Below are 22669 nucleotides of genomic sequence, written 5' to 3'. Positions count from 1 at the left end.
ATGTCAGATACAGAAAAGGCGTAGCTGCTGCATATCCTTCATATCCGTCGTCACCAAGTGACGTTCATGCCTACAGTGAGGCTTGCGTTTGAGCTCAATGGTATGCCCTCCTTGCTCTGCTTGCCCAGTATGTGATCCATGCCGACGAAGAAGTTGAAGCCCTTGGGGTGTATGTTAAGCACCCAGCCGAAACTCGTGGTGAAGCTGTTCACCGACATGTTTACGCCACCGTTGAGCCAGCCGAGCGGTTCCCAGTTGGCACTCAGGCGCCCTTCAGTCCACGTGTATGGACCGTTGATGCGTGTGCTGCTGAGGAAACCGAACGTCATCGGCCTGTAAACTGGCAGGTTGTAGCTGCATCCCAAATTGAGCGTGGCGCCGAGCCCGGTTGTGCGCCCGCCCTGTTCGCCTTGGTCCTGAAGGTGGGCGAAGTCGGTGAGCTGGTCGCCGTAGCGGTCGGCTTTCACGTCTAGCTCCTCGCCGTGATCCGAAGATACGGCCACATCGTGGAATCCGTCAAACTCAAAAGGCTCACCGCTGCTGGCAGCACGGGCATTGTTGTTCCAGTGGATGAAACCCAGGTCGAGCAGCGCGGCGCTCACCGTCCAGTCCTCGTCGATTTTATATTCACCTCCAAGGTCGAAGGCAATGCCGAAGCCTCCGAGCCCCAGCCCGTCGATGTCGACGTCGTTCACCTGCTCATAAGAGCCCAGTGCCTCGTCGTTGTAGTCCTTTTGCTCAGACTCATACTTAAACCCTTTCATCGAGACATCGGCAGTGGCCTTGCCCGTGAGCGTCCATTTGTCGGTGCCGGCCAGGTCGGCCTTCATGTCCTCCATCTTCAAGTCGGCACGTGCCGCGCCAAACAGCAGCTTGAACTTTGCGCCAACCCGCAGTTTCTCGTTGATTTCGCGCGAGTGTCCGAAGCCCAGTTCAACGTAAGACATTGCACCCACATTGATGTCGCCCATGTCGTAAGTGCGGTTGCCTGTGTTCTTTGCAAACTCGAAGAGTTCGTAAGGCAAAGACATGCCGAACGACGTGCGTGAGTTCAGTTCGATAGTGTTGTACCCGCCGAAGGCTCTGAATCCAGCCGAGAGCACCATTATGCTAACGTCGCCCACTATGCGGTTGCGCCCGGAGCTGAAGCCGTCGAGCGCGTCGGCCACGGATATGTATGGATTCATAAACGTAGTCATCTTCTTGTCGCTCGTGGCCGGATACATCGGGTTGTCCATTATCACGTCCTGGTAGCCGAAGTTTCCACGCAGGTTGACATTGATGCTTCCCAGCGCAGGTATCGACACATAGTTCTGTTCATTGGCCAGAGCCGGGTTAATGGTGTGTCGAAACTTATAGTCCTTGGTGAAGTAAGCAGAGTTGAGCCCTTGCGCCATCGCTCCGCCACCGCATACAGCCATGGCCGCAGCCATGATATATTTGTAATGATGTGAAAGTTTCATGATTATGCAAGTTTACGTTTGTTCAGTTGAAATCGCCGATGAGTGTTCCCACGAGCTTTATCTTAATGTCACGTGCTATGAGGAAATGCTTCTCTGAGTTGAGCGTCATCCCCTCCACGGGGTTGGCCCCGCCGTCGGATGCAGACGCCGTGACGTCGAACACAAGACCGTCAAGACGCGACAGCGCCCTGCCGTCATTCTGCGACACCCTGATTGTAAGCGGCGTTTCGGAAGAAGTCTCTCCGTCGGCCGACGCTATTACGGTGTTGCTCACCTCCACCTTTATCTCATCGTCGCCCATGCGCTGCCCGTCTACATCGATGGCGTATGCGCTGAGCGTGAGGTAAGCCGGCACCCGGTTTTCTATGTTTGCCGTAAACGTGATGTAAGAGTTGTCAGACAACTCGAAGTCCTCGATGTCCTCGTGCCATTCGTCAATCGTGTCCTTATACACAATCTGCGCATTCTCTGCAAAGGCTATCGGAGCCTCAACGCGATATGCCGGTTGCACCGTGTAACGGTGTCCCAGTTCAAACTCACACGTCTGGTTGCGGTCGGCACGGGCCGTGCCCTCAAACGTTATCCTGTCGGGGATGGTATCTATCAGGGTCGACAGTTCGGGCACTACCTGCACTACATCGTAGCCCTCGATGCCCTCGCCGTTGCGGCATATGCACATCTCGGTCATGCCTCCGGCCCTGACAGCCATCTCAGGAACGGTGACGCTTGCTATCGGCTGGCCGTCTTTCCATGAGGTGAGCGTGCCGCCGACAAACCCTCCCATGTTGAGGTCGCTGTTCAGCGTAAGCAATATCTGTGGGTTATACAAGTCAACGCGCACATTGCCGTCGGTCAAGAAATCGGGCACCCCCGTAATCTCTACATCACCGAGGTTGTCGAGGTCTATCTCGGGGTCAAACCTTCCGGTGACGCTCGTTATCTGCATGTCGTCGATGGCAAAGTCGCTCGAGGCCGTAAGCCCTTCTATCGAGCCACCCGAAACGGTGGCCACCGAGTTCATCGACACATGCACCCGCCCGTCGAGCACAATCTTGTCGCCATCGATGCCGAGCGAGCCCAGCTCGTCGCTCACCCCGAAGCGAAGCCTGCTCACTCTGGCGCTGACGGTAAGGTCGCGCGAAGTGGTGATGTTGCTGAACACGATACGGCTACCGTCGATGCTCCAAGAGCCGTCTGCACCGATATTGGCCGACACGTCGGACAGCTCCATGAACGAAGGCATCTGTATCGATATCTCGTCGAGCGAGGCAACGACAGAGCTCAGTCCGGCGGGAAAATGGAGAGAGAAACTGAGGTTGGCATCGGTCTCGGCGTAGGCGAGGTCCACCACCTCGGCCGGCTTGTCGCCGTCATACTCAAACGACTGCATATCGCCATCGGCCGACAGCACCACCGTGACGGCCCTGGCGTCGCCGGCCGACCGCGTGGCCGGCTCAACATTGATGTCAATATCGTAAGACACCGACTGGCGCTGCGTCACGCTGATGGGAGCAATCTCGGGCTGGGCCGGCTCGACGTTGTCGCCCACCTGCTCAAAAACATAATCGCCGTTGGGCCTCACCTTTACGCAGTCATCGTCGCCCAGGTCGAGCACATCGGCCAGCTTGATGGTGTCGGTCGAACTGCCAGGCAATTCAAGGCCTTCGCCCCCGAACCCCATCGTGGCGTCAACTTCGTTGAAATCGTAATCGCTGTTAACGCACGACGCCAACGCCAATCCTCCCAGCAGGGTCATTGCCGGAAGCAATCTACACTTACGAAAATAATTTTCCATGCAATTTTAATTTATATTTCAGAATATGATACACATCAATACATGCGCCCTGATCTTGGGGCAATGCGCCATGCACGACGACAATTAGTAATAATAAAGCGGTGCTACGCCTGTTTTCTGCAAAATTAAGTAAAAGTTTTGAAACTTAACACGTATTTTGTGAAAATCCTACTCATTATTTTCCATTTTACAAATAAAATCGACATACATCTGCAAAAACCCACCCTCATGAGAGCCAAATGCGGCATTGACAAACCGGCATGCACAGCACAAGCAAGCCAAATATTTGCCCACAGCCACCACCTGCGCCAAGCCATGCCGATACAACCAACTGTGTATGCTTACGTTGCTTTCGTCAATAATGCATGGTACGGCATTATCCGTTAGAACACACCGACTATCCTGTATTACGGCAAAGCCTATAAAAACGATACGTCACACCTTAATTATTCAAAGACATTTTATATATTTGCGAAGCATGGCGTATGAATCATTGCTTTTTATGCAGCACCAAAGCATGCCGGCCCTACATCAGCACGCCATCCCTGGCAAAGCGACATGGGATGGCAACACTACAAAGATGACAAAAATAGAGTGATGCCGAATCAAAAACCATAAGACTATGACAAAAAGTTTACGTATCTTAGCAATCATCGCAGCTGTATGCTGCTATGCACAGTGGATTGATGCACGCGTTTACTATGTAAAAACGGATGGCACGGGAAATGGCGATTCATGGCAAGAGGCAGCCTGAGACCTTGACGAGATGATGGAAAAGGCGAGCAGCGGCGACGAAATATGGGTAGCCAAAGGAGTATACAAACCAACCAGGCTTATAAAGGCAAGCAAAAAGAACTCAAGGGCTTTCGTGCTGAAAGACGGCGTTTCGCTGTATGGTGGCTTCGCCGGCAACGAGTCATCGATAGCCCAACGTGAAAAAGGATGGCAGGCTTACAGTTTCACCAACGAGACTGTGCTAAGCGGCGACGACGACGTTGAGGACGTGTGGACACGCACATTCATGAATGCCACCGACTATCTGTATGGCTGGGAAGTGGAAAACAACATGATTCCCGGAACAGAAAACAACAGCAACCACATTCTATACTCCAGCTCGACGCTTGAACATCCAACCACCATCAACGGCATAACCCTGAAAGGAGGGAACGCCTGTGTGTGGAATGTAAAAGCTGCCGGCGGTGCTGTATATGCCTCGGGCAATGTCCGCATCGAATCCTGCAAGGTGATGGAAAACAGCGCTTACTTCACAGCCGAGTCGGCTGCACCTCACACCCTCGGCGGCGCTGTTTACCTGGACGGCTCAGATGGCGCAGCAATCACCGACTGCCTGTTTGCGCGCAACTATTCGCACTCAAGCTACGGCGCCGGCGTTGGCGGGGCTGTTTACGCCAAAGGCACGAACATTGAGCGCTGCACATTCGAAGAGTGCGTGGCATTGGACAACGGGGGCGCTGTCTACAACGACGGCGGCACACTGAAAGACTGCACGTTTACCAACTGCTATGCCGCTGCCGGTGGCGCTGTTTACAACGACGGCAACATCGACAACTGCAAGGCATACGGATGCAAGGCTTTGAAAGGGGGAGCCATCTACAATCTCGGCACAGTGAGAAACACCATTGTGGCAAACTGCAAGGCGGACACAAGACAGTACGGCGATGACAATGGCGGGAAAGGCGGAGGCATCTACAACCAATCCGGAGGGGTTGACAATGTGGCCGCATTCAATAACCTCTCGTACCAAGGGGGTGGCATATTTGTGGAAAACGGCAAGCTGACCAATGTCACCGCTCTAAACAACGAAGCCATCGACACTGCCCACGAGCCTAACGTGGCCTTTGGCGAGACTGCCTCGGAGGCCGGCAATACTGAGAATTCCATTTTCAGCAAAGACACCGAGATGTCTAACTTCAACAACCCTACCACATTCACCGGCATGGCAAGCAACGACGACCAGCTCAACATCATTATGCAAGCCGACTGGAACGTGGCCAACGGGGCACCATTGGCCGGGCAAGGCTATAGCGACAACACGGCATCAGGCATCAGGCACAGGCCTACAATCGCTACCGACAACAGCCAAGCTTGGAACCTCAATGGACAGAAAGCGGGAAGGAGTCATCGCGGAATAGCAATACGGGGAGGCAAAAAAACAATAATGATGAAATAGCCACACATAAGCACATAAGTAGGTGTTCAAAATTAATTGCCATCAAATTGTGAGCTATTTCGGAGATGCATGCCAAAGTCCGAAGAGTGAGCGTGGCGGGCTGCGCGACCGATGAGACTTGAGTATGCGGCCCGAAAGAGCACACAAGATGGTGGCAAAGATATAGAGGACACCTGCAAGGTATATTGTATCGGTTAATTTTGAACAGCTACATAACAGCTACTTACAGCACATCTGCCTATATAATAATGTGTGACGGCCATGCCATTGCCCGCACTTAAGGCAATGGCATGGCCTGCCCCACGCCCCTGGCGCCAAATGGCGACGCCAACCGCACAGCCACCGCGGCACGACCGAAACAGCGCACAGTGGCTGCATCGACGCCTGCAAACAGAAAAACACAACAGTTGCCGACAAGCCGGAAAGGGCATACACCGACACACATAAAGAGCACAAACACGCCACCCGGCAGACCAGACAGCCACACCAGCTTCACGCACCCTTCGCAACCACGGCCATGGCCCATGCTGCCTCGGACAACAAAAACCGCCATCAAGGGCATAATTAAACATGTTTGTCATACATGATGACATCTTAACAAGATTATTTCATACTTTTATTGTGATTTTATCCGAAAAAAGTATTCATTTTAAAAGATTTCTGTTACTTTTGCAAGCGAGTTAGTATCAGAGGAAGGGAGAAATGATTGACGTCACAGAGAAAACAATAGACATCGACAAAATATTAGAAAGCAAGATGGGCGCACGCAAAAAATACGTGCCGCGCCCGCTTGTGGCATGGTTGAAACACATCGTGCACCAAGACGAAGTGAACGATTTCTTGTGGCGGAGCAAAGACAAGACAGGCGTTGAATGGCTCGAGGAATGCGTCAGCTACCTTGACATGACTCTCAAGATTCACGGTGCAGAGAACCTGCCGGCAACCGACGACGGCCGCCTGTACACCTTCGTGAGCAACCACCCGCTGGGAGGCCAGGACGGGGTGGCGCTCGGAGCGATAATAGGGCGCCACTATGACGGGCGCTTCCGCTACCTTGTCAACGACCTGCTCATGAACCTGCCGGGCCTCGCCCCGCTGTGCATCCCCATCAACAAGACCGGCAACCAGAGCCGCAATTTCCCCGCAATGGTTGAACAGGGCTTCAAGAGCGACAACCACATGCTGATGTTCCCCGCCGGAATATGCTCAAGGCGGCACAACGGAACCATACGCGACATAGCCTGGAAAAAGACTTTCATAACCAAAAGCGTTGAGTATCAGCGCGACATTGTGCCCATACACTTCAGCGGACGCAACTCCGACTTCTTCTACCGGCTGGCAAACTTCTCAGACAAATACGTCAGGAAGGTAAACATAGCCATGCTATTCCTGGCCGACGAGATGTATAAGAACGTGCACAAGACGTTCGACGTGACCATAGGCAAGCCCATACCATGGCAGACGTTCGACAAGAGCCGCACGCCGGCACAATGGGCACAATATGTAAAAGACATAGTTTACGACTTACAGCAAACACACCAATAAATGGAACAAGAGATCATCAAGCCCGTAGACAAGGCTTTGCTCAAGGGCGAGCTTACGCCCGAGAGACAGCTCAGAATGACCAACAAGAGCAACAACGAGATATACATCGTAGACATACACAACGCTCCCAACGTGGTCAGAGAGATTGGACGTCTGCGCGAGATTGTTTTCCGCGAAGCCGGAGGAGGCACCGGCAAGCCCCTCGACCTTGACGACTTTGACACGAAAGACAACTGTTACAAGCAGCTCATCGTGTGGAATCCCGAAGAGGAAGAAATAATCGGGGGCTACCGATACATCCTCGGCGCCAATGCCGACATCGACCCTGAAGGCCAACCCGTACTCGCCACGAGCCACATGTTCCACTTCTCAGACAAGTTCATTGCCGAATACCTGCCCAAGACCATCGAACTCGGACGGAGCTTCGTCTCGCCCGGCTACCAGAACACGGGCAAGCACCCGGCCAAGAGCCTGTTTGCACTCGACAACCTGTGGGACGGCCTGGGAGCGCTAACCGTGATACAGCCCGACGTAAAGTACCTGTTCGGCAAGATGACCATGTATCCGTCGTACATACGCAAAGGCCGCGACATGATATTATACTTCCTGAAGAAGCACTTCGAGGACAAAGACAACCTCGTGATACCCATGAACCCGCTCAAGATAGACACCGACCCGAAAGAGCTCGAGGCCCTGTTCTGCGAAGACTCGTTTAGGGAAGACTACAAGATACTGAACCGCGAAGTGCGCCGCCTGGGCTACAACATACCGCCGCTGGTCAACGCATACATGAACCTCAGCCCCACGATGAAGCTCTTCGGCACCGCCATCAACGACGGCTTCGGCGACGTCGAGGAGACGGGAATACTCATTGCCGTCGACGAGATACTCGAAGAGAAGCGCATGAGGCACATCGACTCTTTCATCAAGGAGCACCCCGAGGCACTTCAAATTACCAGCGGGGCCAACAACGTAATATACCGGGAGCGCAAGGGCGCCTGACCCGCACAAGCCAACCGCCATGGCCCGACCGACCGCCTTGCTCATGGCCGCCATCATCTGCACGGCCATCAGCGCCGCCACCAGGCACATATCGCTGGATGGTTCAGACCCGGTAGTGCTGCTGGGCGACAGCATCGTCTACCGCGGGCAAGCCATCGCGCTCGGGCCGAAGGCCTTCTTTGTCGACGGAAGCCTGAGCGACAGTGAAGCCAGCGCCCACCCCTACGTATTCAACTCGCTGCAAAAGGCTGTCGAAAGGCTTGCCGACGGCACCGAGGAAGAACCCATGAGGGTGTACATGGCGCCATGGGTATACTGGGCCGACAACCCCGACGACACCACCACAGCCGTGGGCACAGACGGGCGACCGCCGTTCGGCATGGTGATACGCTGCAACAACCTCCACCTGACCGGGCTTACGGCCAACCCGCGCAACGTGGTCATAGCCGCACAACGCGGCCACATGCAGGGGGCAATGGGCAACTTCACCATGCTCGACATCCACGGCGACGGCCTGCAGGTAAGCAACCTAACCATGGGAAACTTCTGCAACGCCGACCTCGACTACCCTCTGGAGCCGTCGTTGCAACGCCCGAGGCGCAGCGACGCCATAACGCAGGCACAAGTAGCCTATTGTCACGGCGACCGGGCTGTGGCGCGCAACGTGCGGTTCATTGGCCGCCTCAACCTGTGCCCCCTGAGCGGGGCGCGACGCATATTCTACGACCGTTGCCACTTTGAATGCACCGACGACGCGCTCGCCGGCAACGGCGTCTACCTGAAATGCACCATCGACCTCTACGGGCAAAAGCCACTCTACACCACGGCTGCAACAGGGGCCGTGTTCCTCGACTGCGACTTTACCGTGAAAAACAACAACCATACAATGGCATTCTGCAAAGTGCCGGGCCCGCTCACACTCATCGACTGCCGCTACCACGCCCCAGACTCGACTTACATAGGGTGGGCAAACTACCCCGAACGGTGGCTCCGATGCTACCAGGCGGGCTTCACCCTCAACGGCAAGCCTTACCGCATAGGCTCGCGGATGGGGGCCAACACCATGTGCATAGACGGGAAAGAGGCCCTCGCGGCATACAAGACGGTGGCAGACGGCGACACCACATACAACACATTCAACCTGCTCAGAGGCAACGACGGATGGAATCCCCAAGGCCGGGCAACCATGCCCGCCGGCGCCAACGGCTGCCACAGGCCGCCATTGCCCACATGCCTGCTGGCCAACCGCCGCCGGGCCACTGTCGACACCGGCGGAAAACCTGTGGAACTGCAGGCATTCAGCGCGCTCAACGGGGGCTACAAGCCCGGCAGCACGGCCGACACGGCAACGGTAAGCTGGGCCATCGAACGGGGATTTGAGCGCTATGCCCTGCTGACCGACCTGGGCCACGGACGCTGCACGGTAAGCTCGCTCAACGACGACGACACCACGGTGACATTCACCGTCGTTGCCGCCACTGCCACCGGACTGCAGGCGGCTGTCGAAGTGAGCGCCGTGCCAAGGCCCCTGCCCGCCCCCGCCTTCACGGAGGAACCGCGGCTGGCCATGGGCGACAGCATCACGCTATGCTACGGCATCAACCTGCGCGGGCGTGAAGACCGCTCAAGAATAACGTGGTACCGCTGCCGCGACAGCAGGGGCAGCGGAGCCATACCCGTGGCCGTGGGCCGTGGCGGCAAGCCCCTGCGCTCCTACAGGCTCACCAGGGCCGACGCCGGATGGCACATCATGGCAAGCATAGAGCCGGCCCACGTGCGCTCGAGGGCGGGCAAGGCCGTGAGGGTGGTAACAGACTCGCCTGTCGACACAGGCCGAACACCCGAAGAGCGGTGCGTAGAAACCGACTTCAGCACGCTGCCCACGGCATGGCAGCCTATGGTAGCGCCCGGTTTCTGGACTGTCGACGGCCACAAGCCCTCTGACACGCAGGCCTACCAATGGGCGTTCGACCGCAACACTGACATGTGGACCTACGGCAGCGGATTCAACGGCGCCCGGGGCACGGGCTTGCTCCAGGCGCAACGCGGAGCCCGGCTGCTATACACGCCGGCCGAGCCCCACGGCGGCGACATGAGGGTGACGCTGGTGGTCGACCCGACCAAGACAGCCGGACAGGGCTTCGGCAGCGCCACCGGGCAATACATGGACGTATACATCAAGTTTGACACGCGCACGCTGAGCGGCTATGCACTGCGCATAGAGCGCACACCGAAACACGCCAAGGCCGTAGACTTCAGGCTGATGAGATACGACAACGGCAAGGCCACGCCAATATCCGAAGCCGTCAGCGCCACATGCTACCGCACCCGATGCACCATAACCGTGGCCACCGACGGAGAGAGGCTTACAGCCCACGCCGAGACCACTGCGCCGCCGCAAGCCGGCTCGGGACTGCCGAACACCGTCGACCTGTCGGCCGACATTGCCCCATCGGCCCACGGGGGCAGCGGGGTGCAGCACACGGGCTCGTGCGGCGAAAGCACCACTATGCTGCACTACATGAAAATAGAATACGACACCGACTGAACAAGCTGACATTATGCGGTGTGCCCCGTGAGCGGCCGGGCCTTTGCCGTCAACCGGATGTCCACGGCCCGAATGCCGTGGCAAGGGGGCAAGCGGCTATGCCGGCACTTGCCACGACGCGCCCATTTGTAAACAAAACGCAGGCCATGGCCATTTGCGCATGCCGCACCTCACCCTGGCGCAACACGCTGAGTGCCAACAATTTCCAAACGACGCCCTTCCTTGCCAGCAAAACGGCTCCTGTTGGAGCCTGAAAAAGGCCATACGGCAACACCAGACGGCCCGTTCGGCAACGTCAAACGGCAGTTATTTTTTCGCCGAAGCACGGTTGTAAACATAATTCCGCAACGACCCGCAGCCATTCTTACGGGCGCGCAACACTGGCACAACGCCCGCAGGCACCAGTCCGCAGGGCTTGGCAACACTACGGCAACGACGCTACACAGGGCAAGAAAAGTGAAGACATAAAAAGAAAAACAACGGCAAGACTACAAACTAACGAAAATTTTGCTACCTTTGTGGCTAATTCATAAAGACCGACTAAACAAATGCCAACGATGAAAATCGGACTGTTTATCCCTTGTTATGTCGACGCCCTATACCCGCAAGTAGGCGTAGCGACATACAAATTGCTAAAGAGTCTGGGCCTCGACGTGACCTACCCGCTGGGCCAGACGTGCTGCGGGCAACCCATGGCCAACGCCGGATTCGAGAGCATGGCCGAAGGATTGGCCAACAAGATGGACGAGCTCTTCGCGGGCTTCGACTATGTTGTGGCGCCATCGGCCAGCTGCGCCGCATTCATAAGGCTCAACTACCCCCACGTGCTCAAGGGAAAGCACGAGTGCCAGACGGCAAAGAAAACCACCGACCTGGTGGAGTTTCTCCACGATGTGCTCAAAGTGACAAAACTGCCCGGGCGATTTCCCCACGTGGTCAGCGTCCACAACTCTTGCCACGGCGTGCGCGAACTGGGCCTGTCGTCGCCCAGCGAGCGCAACATTGAGCGCTACTCGAAAATAAAAGACCTGCTAAGCCTCGTCGACGGCATAACAGTGCGCGAGCCCGAACGAGTAGACGAGTGCTGCGGCTTCGGCGGAATGTTCGCCGTGGAAGAGCCCGACGTGTCTGTAAGGATGGGCACGGAAAAGGTTGAACGCCACATGGCCACGGGGGCGGAATACGTCACCGGCCCCGACAGCTCGTGCCTGATGCACATGGAAGGCATTGCCCGCAGGCTGGGCAAGCCCATCAAATTCATTCACGTAGCCGAAATATTATCAGCAGGACTATGAGCACATTACATTCAAAGGCGGCCGCGGCATTCCTTGCCAACGCCAAGAAAGTGACATGGCACGACGAAACTTTCTGGTCGCTGAGGGCCAAGCGCGACACCATGGCCCACGAGACAGGCGAATGGGAACAACTGCGCGATGCCGCAAGTGCCATCAAGAAGCACACGCTTACACACCTCGACAAATACCTGGAGCAGTTTGCCGGCAACGCCGAAAAAAACGGGGTCACCGTCCACTGGGCCAAGGATGCCGGAGAGTTCAACGCCATCGTGCTCGGCATACTGCGCGACCACGGCGTGAAGAAGATGGTGAAAAGCAAGTCGATGCTCACCGAGGAGTGCGAGATGAACCCCTACCTCGAGCAGCACGGCATAGACGTGGTGGAGACAGACCTCGGCGAGCGTATACTGCAACTGATGCACCAGAAGCCCAGCCACATAGTGATGCCGGCCATACACATCACGCAAGAAGAGGTGGGCAAGCTGTTTGAGAAGGAAATAGGGAGCCAGCCGGGCAACTACGACCCCACATACCTCACTTACTGCGCACGCCAGAGCCTGCGCAACGAGTTCCTTACTGCCGATGCAGGCATGACCGGGGCCAACTTCGGGGTGGCCGAAACGGGCGAGATTGTGGTGTGCACCAATGAGGGAAACGCCGACATGGCAACCTCGGTGCCTAAGCTGCACATAGCCGCCATGGGCCTCGAGAAGGTGATACCCGACCGCCGGTCGCTGGCCGTGTTCCAGAGGCTGCTGTGCCGCAGCGCCACAGGACAGCCCACAACGACCTACACCTCACATTTCGCCAAGCCTCGCCCAGGGGGCGAGATGCACATCATACTCGTAGACAACGGCCGATCAGACATTCTTGCCGACACCGAGCACTGGCAGACACTGAAGTGCATCAGGTGCGGGGCGTGCATGAACACGTGCCCCGTCTACCGCCGAAGCGGAGGCTATTCATACACCTATTTTATACCCGGACCGATAGGAATAAACCTCGGTATGGCGCACGACAAATATAAATATACCGACAACGTGAGCGCATGCTCGCTGTGTTGCTCGTGCGACAACGTGTGCCCGGCAGAGGTTAACCTGTCGGAACAGATTTACCTGTGGCGCCAGAAGCTCGACTCGCTGGGCAAGGCAAGCCAGGAAAAGAAATGGATGAGCCGGGGGATGAAGCTCGTGTTCGACCACCACGCACTGTACAGCACCGCGCTGAAGTTTGCCCCGCTGGCCAACCACGCGCCGCGCTTCGCCCTCTACAACAACCTCAACGCATGGGGGAAAGGGCGCGAACTGCCTGTATTTGCTAACGAATCATTCCAAACCATGTGGAAAAAAGGTAAAGTGAAATGAGCAAGAAAGAAGACATAATAGGAAAGATCAGGGCGGGAAAACACATGGAGTACGACATGCCCGACCTCAGCCTGCTGAACGCCACGACCTTCGCCGACCCGGTGGATGAGTTCCGCCGGATGAGCAAACACTCGGGGGCAGACGTTGTCGACGCGGCCGACGGCGACGACATCAACGAAATCGTCAGACGGGCTTACTCCGACGCCAAGGCCATTGCATCAAACCTCGACTGCGTGACCATAGCCAACAGGAACCCCGACACCGCCGACGAGGCGCAAGACCTGAACGGTACGGACGTGGCCGTGGTGAAAGGCGACCTTGGAGTGGCCGAAAACGGATGCGTGTGGATACCGCAGACAATGAAGGAACGCGCCGTGTGCTTCATAGCCGAGTATCTGGTCATAATCCTGAAACGCAGCGACATAGTAAGCAACATGCACGAGGCGTATGCCAGGATAAAGACAAATGACTATGGATACGGATGCTTCATCAGCGGACCATCGAAGACTGCAGACATCGCCCAGGCTCTCGTCATGGGGGCGCAGGCCGCAAGGGGAGTAACCGTCGTGCTCGTCTGACTATACATATCAAATGCCCCGAACATGCACACTCACTCAGGATAATGTGCAAGTCGGGGCATTTCTATCATGAAAAAAGGCTGCAGAAGGTTTAAAAAGTTAAAAATTCACATCGGAATAATGTTTTTATCGAAAACTATTTTGAACGAGATATTTTTGTAGTAACTTTGCAAGCCTATAACAATATGCATGATATAATGAAGTTACATAAGCTATTCCTGCTCGCCACGGTGTGCTGCACGCTGTCGGCATGCTTCAAAGACGAGCCTGCAAACGCTGAATGCGACATTGAAAAAGCATGGATTCACGCTGAGAATCCACAAGACATGTTCTATAATCTCAGCGACACTCTGGTAAATGTATTATATACTGACAACTTGATTACATTCGATGTAAAACCCCAAACCGACCTGACAGCGATTGCCCCGATATTCCAGGTGACGCCGGGAGCAACGGTCTCGCCGGCCAGCGGGTCGGTACAAGACTTCAGCCACGGCCCCGTGACATACAAAGTGAAGTCGGAAGACGGCCAATGGGAACGGGAGTACTATGTATATTTCAACATCGTGACGCGCACAGAGACCGACACGATAAGGTACGACTTTGAGGATTTCACAATAAACGAGCGCCATTACTACGCTTGGAACCACACCCTCTCGCGCTGGGACACCGGCAACGGCGGCTACGCAATGACCGGAATGGCAACCAAGTACGACCCTGACCAAGGCAAATATGTCACCGATTCGATGGCATTCCCAACCATACCGTATGCCGACGGCTACGACGGCTATGCCGTGAAACTGACTACCCAGAATACAGGAGCGTTCGGGGCAATGATGAATATGCGCATTGCTGCCGGCAACCTGTTCATCGGTGCGTTCGACGTTTCGATGGCGGTGACCGACGCAATGAAGGCCACAAGGTTTGGAGAACCCTTCGACCGCACACCGTCAAAGTTCAGGGGATACTACCAGTATGAGCCCGGAGAGCAGTACCAGGACGAGAATGGAAGCATAATTGCAGACAAGACAGACCAGGGCGACATCTATGCCGTGTTCTACCGCAACCACAACGAAGCCAACGAAACCATAGTGCTCAACGGTGACGACGTGAAGACGAGCCCCTACATCGTGGCCATTGCACAAGTGACAAACATCGTCCCCACCAACCAGTGGACTGAGTTCGAGGCCGACTTCGTATTCAGTAAAGACATAGACCAAACTTTGCTCAACAACCGCGGATACAGCCTGACCATCGTATTCTCGTCGAGTGTCGACGGCGCATACTTCAAAGGGGCTATAGGAAGCACGCTACTCATAGACAAAGTGGAACTAATATGCACAGACATACAGTAATGACAATGAAGAGAATCATCATATCTGCTGTTGCCATGGCAGCCTTTTCGGCATCTGCAAAGGCGTTTACGCTGAGCTTACCCGAAGACATACGCTACAGCGTAAAGCTGGGATACAACCTCGGAGGCACCGCCCCGCTTGGAATACCGGCCACGATACGCAAGATGAACAGATACAAGATGCAGTCAAACTACTCGCTCGCGTTCGACATGCAGAAGCAAATCAAAGGACGATGGGGGGCGATGACCGGCATCAAACTGGAAAACAAAGGCATGGAAGTAGACGCCACGGTGAAGAATTACCACATGTCCATGGTGAAGGGCAGCAGCAGGCTGACAGGCTACTACACCGGCAACACGGTGATAAAGGCTGAAGAGTGGGCCCTCACACTGCCCATACAGGCCACCTATACACCGGCGAAAAACGTGCTGGTAAGGCTCGGCCCGTATGTGTCGTACGTCACTTCGCGCAAATTCGACGGCTATGTCTATAGCGGATACTTACGCGAAAACACACCGACAGGGGCTAAGATACTGATGGGAGACAGCGAAAGCGAGGGGGCAACGTTTGATTTCAGCGACGACATGCGCCACTGGCAGTTTGGCATCGACGCCGGGGTTGACTGGTATGTGTATAAGCGCTGGGGTATCTACGCCGACCTTTCATGGGGCTTCACAAACATATTCAAGAAGGGGTTCGACACCATTGAACAGAAGCTTTACCCCATTTATGGAACTGTTGGGGTAACTTATAATCTCAAATAATGACTATAACAAAGTAAAACCAATAAGAAAGAAGCAAATGAAAAAACTTTTAACATTAACTGCATTGGCCTTTGCGGCCTTTACAGCCCAGGCAACCGACTACACTGACGTGTTGAAAGTGACAGTCAACGGCAATGCCTTATCAGACCAGGAAACGACGGTCTCGATTGACGCTAACGAGAATCAGAGATACAAACTGAGCCTCAACAACCTGGTGCTCCAAATGAACGGGCAACCGATGGGCATCGGAAACATCGTTGTAGACGACGTTCCCGGAATCGTGGATGGCGACGTCACCACAATAAGAACCTCTCAATCAATCAACATTACCGAAGGAACATTGGAGGGAATTCCCATCTGGATGGGCCCCAACTTAGGCTCGGTACCAATTGAACTCACCGCCGAGATACGTGGAAGCCAACTCTATTTCATCATAAACATAGACATGACAGCCTCTATCGGGCAGACCATCGACGTGCAGTTTGGCGACGGCGGCTACCAGATAGGCAATTCCGGATTCGAGAACTTCCACACGGCTACAGCCGGTTCGGCCACAAGCGACGAGCCAAACAATTGGCACTCGTTCATGAGCTGCACCGGAATGCTTGCCGGCATCGTAAGCAGCGTGCCCCACACATTCATCAGTGACGACGTGCGCCCGGGCTCCACAGGCACCAAGAGCGTGCTCATCAAGTCTGGTCTCGCCCTCGGCTCTATCGTAGCCAACGGCACCCTGACAACAGGACGGCTGAAAGCCGGCGGCTTCTCGGCCACAAGCACCGACAACAATGCGTTCCTCGACATAACCAGCACAGAAGTAGACGCCAACGGAGACCCCTTCTACGCCCTGATAAACGGCAAGCCCGACTCTCTCGCCGTATGGGTTAAGTTCAAGCAGGAGACACCCGTCGAGGAGCATCCTTACGCCACCATCACTGCCGTGATAACCGACGGCTCATACTATCAGGAGCCTGTCGACAAGGATTACACCGACATAATAGTGGGCCGCGCCGCCGACACGAAGATTGCAAGCAACGGCTTTGCATGGCAGAAACTTGTTATGCCGTTTGACTATTCGGCATATACGGAGAAAGACCCGAAGGCTATTCTCGTCACAATATCCACCAACGCCGACCCGGGCGAAGGCACAGGGGCCGACTCTTTGCTCGTGGATGACTTTGAACTGATATACAACGGCACAGCCACCGGCATCAGCGTGAAGGGCAATGCTGTAGAGAACTTCGCCCCCGCAACAAGCGATTACACTCTGAGCATTAAGGGAATCGGTGAGATTACAGCCGAAGACGTAGCCGTGACCACCAATGCCAAAGATGCCAAAGTGACCGTCGATGTGGTTCATACCGACGACGGCGCCGGCACAAGCATCGCCAACATCACTGTGATGTCGGCCGATTTGAAAAAGGTTTCAACCTACACCGTTACAGTGACCGACCCGGACATTGCCGACGGCATCGACAACCTGACCATCGACGACAATGCCATTGAAGGCATATACAACCTCAACGGCCAGCGCATCGAGACGCCTGTGAGCGGCCAGGTATACATCACCAAGTATGCCGACGGCAAGACTGTGAAGACCATAATGAAGTAACAACACAACCAAACTGACTCGACAAGGGGGAGACGGCACAACGACGTCTCCCCCTTTTTGTGCTTGCTGCAGGATGGACATGGCGCTGGAAAGGCCTATAGCAGCCGCAAGCCTTCGGACAACAAGCAGCAGTCTTGAACCACAAACAGACTTCGGCAGGGCCTTACGGCCAAGAAAGATGTTTACAAAATGCAGCCCCACAGATGGCCAACACCACTATCCGGCTGCCACAACGCCCGTTTTGCGGTGCCAAACGGCCTGTTTTACCATGCAAGACGACCGATATCGTACGGCAAAACGGCCTCCGTCGCAATGTGCTCACAGCCAGGCTATTGGCATGGCGACCCGCAAGGCGACGTTGCTTTTACAAAAACGCCAGGCAAACGAGCCCACACTGACATTGAAACATGGCCCGGCAGCAAACAGCCAACAACCGACAGCGCCCCCGGGAGGCCCACATGCCACCCGGGGGCGCTGCATTGCGCGGGCAGGAAACACTTCCCAGCCTCAGCGACCGAAGCTGTTGAGCAATTCTATAATGGTAAGGACTTCGCGCTTTTCGAGCACCTGGTTGCACGGAATGCTCAGTTCCCGGGCATGTATTTGCTCTGTTACAGGCAGGCTCATGCCAGCCCACTCTTCATAGCACTGCTGCCGGTGGGGCGGTATCGGATAGTGAATCATGGTCTGGACACCGTTTTCTGCCAGATACTCCTGCAGTTCGTCGCGCCTCTCGCACATCACGGGGAATATGTGGAACACACTGTTTCGCCAATAGTCCTGCCCAGGCAAAACAATCAGCGGGTTGTCCACATTCTCTATGTAATCCAAGGCCACACTGCGCCTAAGCATGTTCTCCTCGTCGAGATGGGCCAGCTTGACGTCGAGCACAGCAGCCTGCAGCTCGTCCATACGGCTGTTCATGCCCTTGTAACGAAACACATACTTGCGCGAAGAGCCATAGTTGGCCAGAGCTCGCACGGCGGCCGCCAGCTCCACGTCGTCGGTAGTAACTGCCCCTGCGTCGCCAAGCGCCCCGAGGTTCTTGCCCGGATAGAAGCTGTGGCCGGCAGCGTCGCCGAGCGCTCCCGTGCGTTTGCCGCCATACCTAAGCCCGTGTGCCTGTGCGTTGTCTTCTATCAGGCGCAATCCTCGGCTGCGGCATATCTCCCCAATGCGTTCGGAGTAGGCGCACCTACCGTAGAGATGAACAATCATGACAGCCTTCGTACGCGGCGTGAGAGCCTGCTCTATCAGTCCGTCGTCTATCTGCAAGGTGTCGGTACGCGGCTCTACAAGCACAGGCCTCAACCCATTCGCGGTGATGGCGAGTATTGATGCAATGTATGTGTTGGCCGGCACAACAACCTCGTCGCCCGGCTTCATCACCCCCATCTCAATGTATGCACGCATTATCAGCGTCAGAGCATCGAGCCCGTTGCCGCAAGCCACGCAATGCTCCGTGCCGATGAACCCGGCGTAATGGCGCTCGAAGCGCGACGTTGCCTCGCCCTGCAGATACCACCCACTGTCAATCACCTGCTCCACGGCGGCCTTGATCTCGCCCGAGTAGACCTCGGTGACTTTCTTCAAATCCAGATACTTTATCATCTCGAAATATGTTTTAAACTGTCTGCGGCCATGCAATGCCGCAGTTTGGGCCTGCCGGCGGGCCCTCGGCTACAAGCTCCACTCATACCAGTCGTAGCACACGCCGCGCCCGCCGAACCCCTCTTTCTGGTAGATGAGCGATTCGTTGAGCACGCGGCCGCAGTCTTCGGTAGACTTACCGAAGTCGAAATACAGGCAGTCGGCAAAGTCGCCGTTGAGTATTCGGTCGTATATCGCATCGATGACACGCAGCGCCTTACCCTCGGCCGACGCCGAAATATACTGTGCGTGCACCACCTGTGGCGTGACATAAAGCACGGTTCCGCCGAGCACCCGGCCGTCGCGGCGCGCCACATAGAGCAATATGTTGTCGGGGAACCGCGACTTGAGCAGCCTGATCTCGCCAAGCGAGTGAACGGGTCGGGCCCCGTGGCTGCGCATCAGGTTGTCTTCGAGCACCGGCCAGAAGCCTTCGAAGTCGTCGCTGAGCTCGACCGCCACCCCGTTATTGCGGCAACGGTTGATGCCATAGCGGCGGTCGCGGTGCCACTTCAGCCGGTGGGGCTGCATGATGGCCGACGAGATGTCGCGCGCCACGAGCCTTGCCCGGCATACGCGGAACAGCGCGTAGAGGTCTTCTTCGGACGGTACACGGTGGTATATCCACGGAACGGCCTTGTAGACCACGCGCCGCAGTCCCTCGCCACGCAGGTAAGCGTTGACAGCCTCAAACGCCTCGACCACTGCCGACGCCGTTGCCGACGGGCCGGTGACCAGCCCCCCGTATGTCAGTCCGCGGTGGGAGCAAAGCACATCGCCCTCCCTGTTGGCAGGCAACAGTGCAAACAGCCGCCCGTCGCGGTAAACCATGAGCGACGAGTCGGCAAACCGGTCGCTGTGGTAGTCCATATACCGGCGGTCGAAAAGAAACGTACCGTTCTTCGACTCGGCCACAAACGCATTCCACTCTGACGCGCTCTGTGGTTCGTAATGCCTTATGTCTATCATTTGCCGCGCAAGTATTCCAGGTAGTCGCCGTAGTCGCGGATGTAGTCTTCTTCCTCGAATGGCTCAGAAGCCATCACCAGGCACACCGCGCCCGACGAGAAATCGTCGAGCGTCCGCCACACTCCCGTCTCGACGAGCAGCCCCTGGTATGGATGGTTGAGCAGGAACGTCTGCTTCTCGCGGCCGTCGTCGAGCGTCACCGTGAAGCTCCCGCTCACGGCGACGATAAACTCCCGGCACGCCTTGTGGGCATGGCCGCCGCGGCATTCGCCCGCAGGCACGTCGTAGACCCAATACACCCGGGCCACGCCGAAAGGCAAGTGGCTGTGGGCTTCGGCCACGGTAAGGTTGCCACGCGGGTCGGCTATGCGCGGCAAGTCAATCAATCTTCCTTCAGACTTATCCATTGCAATAGTATGAATGTGCCGGGCAACCCGCCATGCCAGCGTGTGCCTTTCGGGCTGCCCGGTCTTTACGGTCGAAAATTGTCAGCGTATCACTGTAGCCGCCAGGCGCTTGGCCTTGTCGCGCAACGGCGTTGTGTCGGCGTCGGCGGGGCCGTAGCACAGCACCACTCCCATGCGCCGGCCCGGGTGTTGCTCCGGTTTGCCGAAAATGCGCACACGGGTGTAGTCTTCGCTCAGGGCGTCGACAAGGTTGTATTCGGGCACGCCGCCCTCGCCCTTGGCCAGCACCACCGCGCTTGCACCGGCGTGCTCAAGGTGTATGCCGGCAATGGGCAGCCCCATGACAGCACGGAAATGCAGCTCAAACTCGCTCAGGTTGGTGGTATGTCCCAGCGTCACCATGCCTGTGTCGTGCGGTCTGGGCGACAGCTCCGAGAAGATGACCTCGCCTTGCTTGGTCAGGAAGAACTCCACGCCCCACAGCCCGGCTCCCGTCAGTGCCTCGGTGACGCGGCCGGCTATGTGCTGCGCTGCCGCCAGAGCCTCGTCAGAGATGCTGTATGGCTGCCAGCTCTCGCGGTAGTCGCCGCCTTTCTGCACGTGGCCTATGGGCGGGCAGAATAGCGTGGGCCCTTCTTTCTGGGTAACGGTAAGCAGGGTGAACTCGCTGTCAAAGTCGATAAACTCCTCCACAATCACCTCTTTCACGTCGCCGCGACTGCCCTCCATGGCATCGTTGAAGGCTTTCTCAAGCTCAGCCTCGCTGTGAACGTAGCTCTGTCCGTGGCCCGACGACGACATGAGCGGCTTGACCACACACGGGAAGCCTATGTCGGCGGCAGCCGCCTTCATCTCGTCGAAGGTCTTGGCATAGTGGTATCGAGCCGTGCGCAGACCCAGTTCCTTGGCGGCGAGGTCGCGTATGGCCCGCCGGTTCATGGTGTAGTTGACGGCGCGTGCGCTCGGCACCACCTGCATTCCCTGCCTCTCGTAGTCGAACAGGCGCTCGGTGCGTATGGCTTCAATCTCCGGCACAATGATGTCGGGCTTGTGTCTGGCCACGGCAGCGTCGAGGGCGTCGCCGTCGAGCATGCTGAACACATCGCACTCATCGGCCACCTGCATGGCAGGGGCACCGGCATAGCGGTCGCAAGCCACGACATACTGCCCTGCCCGCTTGGCTGCAATGACGAACTCACGGCCCAGTTCGCCTGAGCCAAGCAACAAAATCTTCTTCATTTTCATAATACTTAACTATGGCATAACGCGATGTTTGCCACTGATTCGGTAATTGTCTTCGTTTTATGCAAAGGTAAACATTATTTTCTTCTTGCCAAAGAATATACGTAAAAATATGTTTTTCGACTATAAACCCAAACGGGTCGTGAGGCTGCCGACGGCTTACGCTACAGCTGGTCTTGCGGTAATAAATAGTGACAAAAGCGATGACGGAACGCCGAAAGGGCGATGCTGCTGTGCGGCATGGGCCGTTTTGCAGTCCGAAACGGCCCGTTTCGTGGTGCAGGACAGCCCGTTTCGGACTGCCATACGGCCGGCATTGCAACCCTCTGTGAGCCAGGCAGTTGAAGAAAACCGCAGGGATGGTGGCAATGTTTTACAAAAAACTCATCCCCGACAAGCCTGCAACGCCTGCCGGGGATGAGGATTTGATGCGGCTGCCGAGGCGCAACGCCTCGACTGCTCAGCGGCGGGCGCTGCCCATGCCCTCGCGTATGACCTGCCACTCGGGCGTCACGGCCAGGCGGCGCACGCAGTTGTCGATAAGCGCCATCATGTCTTCGGGCGAGAGCGAGCGGCTCTGCGCTATCTCGCCGAGGCTGCGGCGTTGGGCCCCAAACAGGCCGTAGTAGTCGGTTAGCGCCTGTTCGTCGGCGGCGTCGAGCAGCCGCAACAAGTGCTCCATGTAGTGAACGGTCTCGTGGGGCACCGTCTCGGGATTCATCCCAAGCCTCACGAGAAAGGTGTTCAGTGATGCCGAAAGTGCGTCCATGCCTGTGTTGCTCAGCGGTTCTTGTACATGTCGTCGTAATAACGCTGGTAGTCGCCGCTCGTCACGTTGTCCATCCACTCCTGGTTGTCGAGATACCAGCGCACGGTCTTCTCTATTCCC

General features: G+C 56.2%; 18 protein-coding genes. 11 read left to right on the top strand and 7 right to left on the bottom strand.

Annotated features, from left to right (window positions below):
• Positions 1-50: 50 nt before the first annotated feature.
• Both M3089_RS14200 and M3089_RS14195 read right to left on the bottom strand, forming a co-directional pair.
• Positions 51-1463 (bottom strand): DUF5723 family protein, encoded by a 1413-nt coding sequence (locus M3089_RS14200; protein WP_249084788.1) that lies wholly within the window; start codon positions 1461-1463, stop codon positions 51-53.
• Between the two features lie 22 nt (positions 1464-1485).
• Positions 1486-3258, bottom strand: a complete 1773-nt coding sequence (locus tag M3089_RS14195; protein WP_249084786.1) for a hypothetical protein — start codon at positions 3256-3258, stop codon at positions 1486-1488.
• A gap of 622 nt (positions 3259-3880) precedes the next feature.
• On the opposite strand from M3089_RS14195, the gene M3089_RS15810 reads away from it, so the two are divergent.
• The 11 genes from M3089_RS15810 to M3089_RS14145 all read left to right on the top strand — a co-directional run bounded on the left by M3089_RS15810 (position 3881) and on the right by M3089_RS14145 (position 17512).
• A complete protein-coding gene (locus M3089_RS15810; RefSeq protein ID WP_262922183.1) occupies positions 3881-4012 on the top strand; it encodes a hypothetical protein in 132 nt (43 codons plus the stop codon).
• Between the two features lie 12 nt (positions 4013-4024).
• On the top strand, positions 4025-5449 hold the full coding sequence (locus tag M3089_RS14190; RefSeq protein WP_249084784.1) for a right-handed parallel beta-helix repeat-containing protein: 1425 nt from the start codon (positions 4025-4027) through the stop codon (positions 5447-5449).
• 702 nt (positions 5450-6151) lie between these two features.
• Positions 6152-6994, top strand: coding sequence for a glycerol acyltransferase (locus M3089_RS14185; protein WP_249084782.1), 843 nt, complete (start codon positions 6152-6154; stop codon positions 6992-6994).
• Positions 6995-7996: a GNAT family N-acetyltransferase gene (locus M3089_RS14180; RefSeq protein ID WP_205111915.1), complete on the top strand. Its 1002-nt coding sequence runs from the start codon at positions 6995-6997 to the stop codon at positions 7994-7996. It abuts the gene before it with no gap.
• A 19-nt stretch (positions 7997-8015) separates the two neighbouring features.
• Positions 8016-10544 carry a PemB family protein gene (locus tag M3089_RS14175; RefSeq protein WP_249084781.1) on the top strand — a complete coding sequence of 843 codons (2529 nt, stop codon included), beginning with the start codon at positions 8016-8018 and terminating at the stop codon, positions 10542-10544.
• Positions 10545-11101: 557 nt separating this feature from the next.
• The gene (locus M3089_RS14170; RefSeq protein ID WP_205111918.1) at positions 11102-11839 is read left to right on the top strand and encodes a (Fe-S)-binding protein; all 738 of its coding nucleotides are present in this window, start codon (positions 11102-11104) and stop codon (positions 11837-11839) included.
• Entirely contained in the window at positions 11836-13203 is a 1368-nt protein-coding gene (locus M3089_RS14165; RefSeq protein WP_249084779.1) for a lactate utilization protein B, read from the top strand. Before M3089_RS14170 ends, M3089_RS14165 begins: the two co-directional genes overlap by 4 nt.
• Complete coding sequence (locus M3089_RS14160; RefSeq protein WP_249084777.1) at positions 13200-13781, top strand: LutC/YkgG family protein; 582 nt, start codon at positions 13200-13202, stop codon at positions 13779-13781. The genes M3089_RS14165 and M3089_RS14160 overlap by 4 nt, the downstream gene beginning before the upstream one ends.
• A 197-nt stretch (positions 13782-13978) precedes the next feature.
• Positions 13979-15136 (top strand): PCMD domain-containing protein, encoded by a 1158-nt coding sequence (locus tag M3089_RS14155; protein WP_249084776.1) that lies wholly within the window; start codon positions 13979-13981, stop codon positions 15134-15136.
• A 5-nt stretch (positions 15137-15141) separates the two neighbouring features.
• Positions 15142-15900 carry a porin family protein gene (locus M3089_RS14150; RefSeq protein ID WP_249084774.1) on the top strand — a complete coding sequence of 253 codons (759 nt, stop codon included), beginning with the start codon at positions 15142-15144 and terminating at the stop codon, positions 15898-15900.
• 37 nt (positions 15901-15937) lie between these two features.
• The gene (locus tag M3089_RS14145) at positions 15938-17512 is read left to right on the top strand and encodes a calycin-like domain-containing protein (protein WP_249084772.1); all 1575 of its coding nucleotides are present in this window, start codon (positions 15938-15940) and stop codon (positions 17510-17512) included.
• A 507-nt stretch (positions 17513-18019) separates the two neighbouring features.
• Here the strand turns inward: M3089_RS14145 and M3089_RS14140 are convergent.
• From M3089_RS14140 to M3089_RS14120, 5 genes are all read right to left on the bottom strand, one after another.
• Positions 18020-19123 carry a DegT/DnrJ/EryC1/StrS family aminotransferase gene (locus M3089_RS14140; protein WP_249084770.1) on the bottom strand — a complete coding sequence of 368 codons (1104 nt, stop codon included), beginning with the start codon at positions 19121-19123 and terminating at the stop codon, positions 18020-18022.
• Positions 19124-19192: 69 nt separating this feature from the next.
• Positions 19193-20131, bottom strand: coding sequence for a GNAT family N-acetyltransferase (locus M3089_RS14135; protein ID WP_249084768.1), 939 nt, complete (start codon positions 20129-20131; stop codon positions 19193-19195).
• The gene (locus M3089_RS14130; protein WP_249084766.1) at positions 20128-20538 is read right to left on the bottom strand and encodes a sugar 3,4-ketoisomerase; all 411 of its coding nucleotides are present in this window, start codon (positions 20536-20538) and stop codon (positions 20128-20130) included. Before M3089_RS14130 ends, M3089_RS14135 begins: the two co-directional genes overlap by 4 nt.
• Before the next feature lie 81 nt (positions 20539-20619).
• Positions 20620-21777: a formate-dependent phosphoribosylglycinamide formyltransferase gene (gene purT, locus M3089_RS14125; RefSeq protein ID WP_249084765.1), complete on the bottom strand. Its 1158-nt coding sequence runs from the start codon at positions 21775-21777 to the stop codon at positions 20620-20622.
• A 463-nt stretch (positions 21778-22240) separates the two neighbouring features.
• The gene (locus tag M3089_RS14120) at positions 22241-22549 is read right to left on the bottom strand and encodes a hypothetical protein (protein WP_249084763.1); all 309 of its coding nucleotides are present in this window, start codon (positions 22547-22549) and stop codon (positions 22241-22243) included.
• Positions 22550-22669 lie beyond the last annotated feature (120 nt).

It is taken from the genome of Marseilla massiliensis, assembly GCF_023336985.1.
In the GTDB taxonomy this organism is placed as follows: domain Bacteria; phylum Bacteroidota; class Bacteroidia; order Bacteroidales; family Bacteroidaceae; genus Prevotella; species Prevotella intestinigallinarum.
The sequence above is the reverse complement of the archived record's forward strand: the minus strand, read 5'-3'. Positions and strand labels throughout refer to the sequence as shown.